Raw genomic sequence first — 7,003 nt, 5'->3', positions numbered from 1 at the left:
CTCAATTGTCTATCTTTTGGTATTAACTTATTTATGCCTTAAGTCCTTTCCTGTATGAATTTCAGCTACTTTTGAGCGTAGTTGCTCTCATCGAATTTTATTTTAAGTTAATTATTTGCATAACAATTCCCGAAGAGCCGCACTTAATCTGGCATCTTCACCAAAAAAATTAACAATAGTATTAGCTAATTCTCTGATCAAATTCTCCTGCTGGGATTGGTGTACTAAAACATAATCAGCTGCGATACACATTTGACCACAATTAGAGAATTTTGTCACGGCAATGCGACGGGTTGCCACGGAAATATTAGCATCAGCTTCGATAACACAGGGACTTTTTCCCCCTAATTCTAGAGTAACAGGAATTAACTTTTCTGCCGCTAGTTGATAAATAATTTTTCCTACCCTGGTACTGCCGGTAAAAAATATATGATCAAAGGTAAAACTGTCTAACATATTCGGAATTACTTCCGCACCATCTCCGGGTACAATTAACACATATTCTTCGGGGAATATTTCCTGAATTATTTTAACTACTAATTTTTCCGTCGCTGAGGCAAATTCACTCGGTTTTAATACCGCGCAGTTACCTGCAGCAATGGCACCAACTAAAGGCACTAATAACAATTGGAGGGGATAATTCCAAGCGCCAATAATTAAAACTACTCCCAAGGGTTCCCGAATAATTTGACTGGAGGAGGGAAAATTTAAGAGATTAGTTTTAACGGGTTTGGGTTGCATCCATGAGCGCAAATTTTTTAAAGCTGTATTAATTTCCACCAAAAGGAACCCATTTTCAGTAATCCAACAATCTTCGGGACTTTTCTTTAAATCGCTATATAAAGCTTGATAGATTTCTGCTTCATATTTAATGATTGCCTGTTTTAACTTCTCTAACTGCTGACGACGGAATTGATAGGAACGAGTGGCACCACTAACAAAATACTGACGCAATTTGGCTAATTTTTCTGAGTTTGACAGCATCGAAATAATTCCCAAGTTAATAATGAAATTCTACGGCATCCATTGGGGACGAATTCCCGCTAGAGGTAATTCAATTAAATCAGATTTACTTGCTTTCACTCCATCTTGTAGGGGAGGAATTAACATCCACAAACGACCACCGATAATTGTTTCTCCTGAATCGGTAGTCAAGGGATTAGTCGGATTAGTATCATAACTGGTGCGAAGTTGATCAAAAATAATCGCTAAACTATCGGGAGATAAACTAATGTGAATATCACGATAATCGGCTAATTCCAGTAGGGGAGTTACTTGACCAGTCTTCACATCTATTTTAGCAAAATAGGGTTTTTCTTTGTACTCTTGACTGTTAGTAACTAACTCGGTTAACAAACAATACAAGTCACTACTGGTGGCATTAAATTGACAATCTATAATCGAACCTTGTAGATTGAGTAAGCGTTTTTGTAATCCTTGATTATTGACATAAAAAAGCGATCTAATATAACGCATTTTGGCATTATCAGTATTAAAATTTACCATTGCCGCAGCCGTACCATCAGCAGAAAAATTCAAAATTCGCCCAAATTTTGGTAAAAAATCTAGGGGTTTTGTTTCGGTTTTTAAAGGCAAAAGGGCGATTCCTTCCCCCTGGGTGACAGCCAAAGTTTTACTATCAGGTGCAATCAAAAATTCTCCACCTTGAATGTTTAATTGTTTAGGTTTTTCCCCCGATTTAACTGCCCATAAATCGAAGTTAATCGGATTGCGGCGCTCAATTCTCTGCACGACAATAGTTTCCCCATCTTTAGCTAAATCAAAATGATTATTTTGATAATCTTTATTGTCTAGCACTAACTCAATTTTTGGGGAAGATTGGCCAAAATCAACTTGGTAAAGCTGTAGTTCACGAATTCCCTGTATCCCCTGATTTTTCGCCACGGCCGAAAAGAGGATTTTTTTACCATCAGGGTAAAATTCAAAAGCCATAACGGTCAAATTTGCGGGGGTTAAGAGGGTTTTCTTCTCCTCGGTCAAGTTATAAAAAATTAATCTTCCCTGTTCTTCCCCATTAGTGCCGATATAGGCAAAAGCACGATCCCGACTTTTAAATTCTCTTTCAAAGATTGCTAGGGTTTGTCCTAATCGATTACCGCTGCGAAATTGTTCCCGCGCACCTTCAATTTGCAGATGATATTTTTCTCCGTAGGGAATGGGAGAAGTGAGAGTATAAGCTAATCGTCTTCCGGCCCAACTAAACTTCCCCGGCAGCGGAGGATCGATAACTAGATTTTTTTCTACACTAGCATGATCCATCGGACGATCAAAAGTGATAATAAATGCTTGATCTTCCGCTCCAATTTCTCGATTTTCCCAGCTAAATTCCTTGACCCTTGGGCCGGTTTGTAAAAGACATTGATTACCACAGCTATTACCCAACCAAATTAAGCCACCAATTACTAAGGTTAGCGATAGAATTAGTGTTATTGCTAATTTATCAATCGGTTGTAGTTGTAAGGTCTTGATCATTATAGTAGATGGTTAGGAACAACTGATAACTGATAACTGATAAGTAGGGAGGCACAATTATTTGTAGGATGGGTTAACGGTAGCGTAACATGATCGGGCGTTGGGTTTCATGCTTCAACCCAACCTACGTTCATCTTATATTTAATTCCACCCACCTACTTAACTGATAACTGCTCACTGATAACTGATAACTGATAACTGATAACTGTTAATATCCGTAGGGATCCGCAGGAGTGGGTATAGGTTTCACGGATTTGGCCTTAATTACTAATTGTCTTCTGGTGGTTGATTTTCCTACCTCTACCGGTAAAGATTCCGTGGCCATTTCTCCGGTAATTTCTAACCAAGTATCATTGGGATATTGACCGCGACTTCCTGATAGTTTCACCGGTAAACCGACGGGATAAGCATCCACGGCACAACAGGTAAGAATAAAGCGACTAATTAATAGATAATTATCGGGTAGTTGGGGCAATTGCACCACAAAACCTGTGACTTTTACCGGTTGTCCTGTGTAAGCATCAGGTTCGGGGTAAGCATTCAAAGTTCTTACCCATTCAATTAAACTTTTTTCCTCCGGTTTAACGGTAGTGCCAAAGGATTGAGTTTGCACGCGAGTTAGGGGTAAAGATTCACTAATTCCCCTCTGTAATGCGATTTGACTACTGAGGGGCTGCGGGGCGATAAATAGGCCTAAAAGGGCAGTTATTACTAATAAACCTGAGCCAAAATGTTGGGGAAGAATGGTAATATGCGATCGATTATCATTACTATCTAAATTAATCTTTTTTTGCCACTGTTTTAATAATGTCCAAAGCTTGACTAATCCTAGGGCAAATAAAGCAATACTGGTGATGAGAACCAGGATAAAATAATTAGGATGGATCAGTAAATTTAATTGTCCAGTTATCCAGTATTTAAATAGTAACGACCCCCAACCGATTAGGGCAATAATATCGATAAATTGGGGGGCGATTATTTTTAGACGTGATGAATTCATGGGAAAAACTATCTAGGAACTGACCTAGAATAAATAACTGTGAGCCAAGGTGAGTAAAAAAGTCATTTGCGCTGCTAAAGCAAAGAGATAAATTAACATTCTTGGTTTAAAAATAGACAACATTAAACCAATCCCTTTCAGGTCAATCATTGGACCAAACACTAGAAAAGCCAGCAGGGAACTACTGGTAAAACTAGAGGCAAAGGAGAGAGCAAAAAAAGAATCAACCGTGGAACAAATCGAAACAATTACCGCTAACAGCATCATGGCCAAGATTGAAGTAATCGGATCCTGACCCAAATTAAGAATAAATTCCCGGGGAACAAACACCTGTAAACCGGCCGCTATAGCACTTCCTAGGATTAACACTCCTCCTAATTCCCGTAATTCCATCACCACGTTTTCCAGAAAAGTTAACCAGCGCCTTTTCATCGGGATAGCTTGCACTGCTGGTAGGACAGCAGTAGCGGCAAAACTTTCGTCTAAGCGCAAAGTTTGCCCAGAATTACCGATCAGAAAAGAACCGGATTGTAGTAGTAGTGGGATAGATTCTTTTTCTGGTGTTTGCGGTTGCCAATTGAGACTTTTTGCCAAAGAGGTTTGTAGGAGCGGTCGGGGATCTTTTTGGATACTAAAGATAATACCGATAACCGTAGCGATGAACAAAGAAAAGATAACTCGATAGAAAACAATTTCCGGTTGATCGCGAAAAGCTACCCAAGTGGACCAGATAACAATCGGGTTAATTGTCGGCGCTGCTAAGAGAAAACTAACCGCTACTGCATTCGGCATTCCTTGCACAAGTAAACGTCGCGCCACCGGCACATTGCCACACTCGCAGACGGGAAACAAAAAACCAATACATCCCCCCACAAATGCTCCTAAAACAGCATTGCGAGGCATCAAGGCAACTAGGCGACGTTCATCGACAAATATTAAAAGAATACTAGAGAGAATCACCCCTAGCAGTAAGAAAGGCATCGCTTCCACCAACAGGCTCAGGAATAGGGTAAAGGCATTTTGTAGTTGACTCATCTATCCTCGCCTTGGCAATTAGAGGTTTAGGGATAAAGACTTAGGAACCCCAGAAAAAGGTTCATCAGTCCGCTCCCTGGCTTTTTAACATTTTTTTAATATATCCGATCGAGTGACTTCTGTGTTGTCAGGGGACAGGTTTTAGGTTTTGGGGTTTTGGGGTGTTAGGGTTTTAGTTGAAATTCCCCCACTTCCCCACTTCCCCACTTCCTAATTCATAATTCCCACTCTACCATCACCTCACTCCTAGAGGACTCGATTAAGCTTGCCGCTTTGATAACCTTCTAGATCGAGTGTGACATAGATAAAGCCTAATTTTTGCAGATCAGCGACTAATTCGCTTAAATTTGTCCGATTAATAAAGTCGGGAATTTCCGCTGCCGGTAATTCAATCCGTGCCGTATCGCCGCTCGATCGCACCCGTAATTGACGATAACCTAATTTTCGCAGATAAATCTCCGCCCGTCCGACTCTTTGCAATTTCTCCAGGCTAATTTCCTCCCCGTAGGGAAAACGGGAACTTAAACAGGGTTGCGCCGGTTTATCCCACCAAGGTAAATTTAAGTAACGAGATAGTTGACGAACTTCGCTTTTTGTGATACTAATTTCCGCCAAAGGTGAACGAGCGCCGCGCTCCCTAGCTGCTTGAATCCCGGGACGATAATCCCTTAAATCATCCGCATTAACGCCATCGATGACGTAGGAATAACCACGAGCGAGAGCAAGGGGTTTAAGGGTGTCGTGTAGCTCACTTTTGCAGAAATAACAGCGATTAACGGGATTACTGGTGTAATTGGGGTTATTCATTTCCTCGGTTTCCACCAATTCATGCCGAATACCGATATAATCGGCTTGAGCGATCGCTTCTTGCAATTCTTCCGGCAGTAGGGAAGGGGAAACCGCCGTAATTGCCAATGCTTGACTCCCTAGCAGATCATAGGCCACTTTGGCCACTAGGGTACTATCCACGCCCCCAGAATAGGCAATCAGAGCCTTTTCACTGGCTTTTAAGAGGTTTTGTAATTGTCCGAGTTTATCAAGTAATTGACTGTCCATGGCGGCGATTTTGGCAACTGGTTTAGGGAGACCGTTTTTTATATTGGGTATAGACAAGTAAGTAGGTGGGTGGAATTAAATATAAGATGAACGTAGGTTGGGTTGAAGCATGAAACCCAACGCCCGATTATGTTACGCTACCGCTAACCCATCCTACAAATAATTTTGCCTCCCTACTTAGCTTAAGCCACTTGTCCCAAGAATTTGCGGCAATGAGGTAAGTAGTCGTGCAAAATAAATTTCCTAGTCAAGATAGGCACTCATGCAAGAGGCAAGAGGTGGTTAGATATGTGTAATTAATTTTGCCTAGGTACTTAGTATAATTATAAATGTGTTTTAGCTTAACCCTCTCTACATGACAACAAATCTCACAGACTATAAACATATTGCAATTGATCATCGGGGAGTACCAATAATTGCGGGTTCTACCCTGAAAGTGATTGATCTAGTTATGGCACAAATAGCCTACGGTTGGACTCCTGAAGAAATTCACATTAACCATCGTGATTTAAGTATGAGTCAAATTCACTCAGCATTAGCTTACTATTGGGAACATAGAGATGAATTAGATCAAGTTATCCAAGCTGATTTAGAATTTGCCCAAAAAATGCGAGAAAAAGCTGTAAATTCTCCCTTTGTTACCCGACTTAAAGCACAGGCAATAAAGTAAGGATAGGCGTTTAAAATGTATCTTAGCTTATTGCTGATCCCATTATTTTAGTAAGTATTTAGTCATAAACTTCACTTCTATGACCTACTCTAATAATAATAATTATCCTACTCTCTCGATCAAATTCATAAATAACCCGATAATCTCCTACTCTTAATTTATAAAACCCTGACCATTCTCTCGTAAGAGGTAGGGGGGTTATCTGTTCAAAGTTGATGGCTAACCATTTAATTTTATTAAGAATCCTCAGTCTGATAAAATCTGTGATCAAATCTAAATCAGTTATCGACTCCGGTTCAAAAGTAACAGAATAGCTCATTTAAGGTTCTATCCCATATCTTTTATCCACCTCAGCTGCGGGAACAGTCGCTCTTCCTTGTAATCTTTTTTGTTGGATTTCTAATAACTTTTCTTTAAAAGATTCCTTAACTTGTTTTCCCTCATCTGGATCACCAAAGTATTCATCTAGAGTATCATCTACTGTATTACGGATTAAACTTTGTAACTCTTGGGGAGTCATGTCTTTTATCTGCATATTTGCCCCTATTCAGAAAAGATAATTGACCTATCACTCCCGATCATATCAAGATATCTGGGCAACCCCTCTTTAGTTGCCCCTGCCAAGGATAATTTATCCCCGACGACGAAGGGAAGCGGCACCCAACGCACCAACAGCGATTAAACTCACTATACCACTAGGTTCCGGGGTTGATACAGGACCGCCACCAGTAGGAGTGATATCCCCATTA

Annotated in this window: 8 protein-coding genes and 1 pseudogene; 1 reads left to right on the top strand and 8 read right to left on the bottom strand. The window is 40.3% G+C overall.

Going from position 1 to position 7,003, the window contains the following annotated elements; all coding sequences use genetic code 11:
* Nucleotides 1-138 precede the first annotated feature (138 nt).
* The 5 genes and pseudogenes from O9324_RS08020 to larE form a co-directional block, all read right to left on the bottom strand.
* Nucleotides 139-984: pseudogene (locus tag O9324_RS08020) on the bottom strand (aldehyde dehydrogenase family protein); the annotation flags it as partial.
* Between the two features lie 30 nt (nt 985-1,014).
* A complete protein-coding gene (locus O9324_RS08015; protein ID WP_287630442.1) occupies nt 1,015-2,493 on the bottom strand; it encodes a hypothetical protein in 1,479 nt (492 codons plus the stop codon).
* 208 nt (nt 2,494-2,701) lie between these two features.
* Nucleotides 2,702-3,493, bottom strand: a complete 792-nt coding sequence (locus tag O9324_RS08010; RefSeq protein ID WP_002786903.1) for a TIGR03943 family putative permease subunit — start codon at nt 3,491-3,493, stop codon at nt 2,702-2,704.
* A gap of 24 nt (nt 3,494-3,517) precedes the next feature.
* A complete protein-coding gene (locus O9324_RS08005; RefSeq protein WP_002750120.1) occupies nt 3,518-4,528 on the bottom strand; it encodes a permease in 1,011 nt (336 codons plus the stop codon).
* A 246-nt stretch (nt 4,529-4,774) separates the two neighbouring features.
* Nucleotides 4,775-5,584, bottom strand: coding sequence for an ATP-dependent sacrificial sulfur transferase LarE (larE, locus tag O9324_RS08000; protein ID WP_288139917.1), 810 nt, complete (start codon nt 5,582-5,584; stop codon nt 4,775-4,777).
* Between the two features lie 355 nt (nt 5,585-5,939).
* On the opposite strand from larE, the gene O9324_RS07995 reads away from it, so the two are divergent.
* A complete protein-coding gene (locus O9324_RS07995; RefSeq protein ID WP_288139916.1) occupies nt 5,940-6,254 on the top strand; it encodes a DUF433 domain-containing protein in 315 nt (104 codons plus the stop codon).
* Between the two features lie 58 nt (nt 6,255-6,312).
* Here the strand turns inward: O9324_RS07995 and O9324_RS07990 are convergent, their stop codons facing one another.
* The 3 genes from O9324_RS07990 to O9324_RS07980 form a co-directional block, all read right to left on the bottom strand.
* Nucleotides 6,313-6,573, bottom strand: a complete 261-nt coding sequence (locus tag O9324_RS07990; RefSeq protein WP_002767715.1) for a type II toxin-antitoxin system RelE family toxin — start codon at nt 6,571-6,573, stop codon at nt 6,313-6,315.
* Nucleotides 6,574-6,789, bottom strand: coding sequence for a hypothetical protein (locus O9324_RS07985; protein WP_002767716.1), 216 nt, complete (start codon nt 6,787-6,789; stop codon nt 6,574-6,576).
* Nucleotides 6,790-6,885: 96 nt separating this feature from the next.
* On the bottom strand, nt 6,886-7,003 hold a 118-nt coding region (locus tag O9324_RS07980; RefSeq protein ID WP_288139745.1), incomplete at its 5' end, for a PEP-CTERM sorting domain-containing protein.

Origin of the sequence: Microcystis sp. LE19-84.1B (assembly GCF_027531875.1) — a bacterium.
Classification (GTDB): domain Bacteria; phylum Cyanobacteriota; class Cyanobacteriia; order Cyanobacteriales; family Microcystaceae; genus Microcystis; species Microcystis panniformis.
This window is presented reverse-complemented; position numbering and strand designations above follow the sequence as displayed.

Bases quoted from the DNA above. Each gene is read 5' to 3' on its own strand.
- O9324_RS07985 (WP_002767716.1), bottom strand. From the start codon at position 6,789: ATGCAGATAAAAGACATGACTCCCCAAGAGTTACAAAGTTTAATCCGT.
- O9324_RS07995 (WP_288139916.1), top strand. From the start codon at position 5,940: ATGACAACAAATCTCACAGACTATAAACATATTGCAATTGATCATCGG.
- larE (WP_288139917.1), bottom strand. From the start codon at position 5,584: ATGGACAGTCAATTACTTGATAAACTCGGACAATTACAAAACCTCTTA.
- O9324_RS08015 (WP_287630442.1), bottom strand. From the start codon at position 2,493: ATGATCAAGACCTTACAACTACAACCGATTGATAAATTAGCAATAACA.
- O9324_RS08005 (WP_002750120.1), bottom strand. From the start codon at position 4,528: ATGAGTCAACTACAAAATGCCTTTACCCTATTCCTGAGCCTGTTGGTG.
- O9324_RS08010 (WP_002786903.1), bottom strand. From the start codon at position 3,493: ATGAATTCATCACGTCTAAAAATAATCGCCCCCCAATTTATCGATATT.
- O9324_RS07990 (WP_002767715.1), bottom strand. From the start codon at position 6,573: ATGAGCTATTCTGTTACTTTTGAACCGGAGTCGATAACTGATTTAGAT.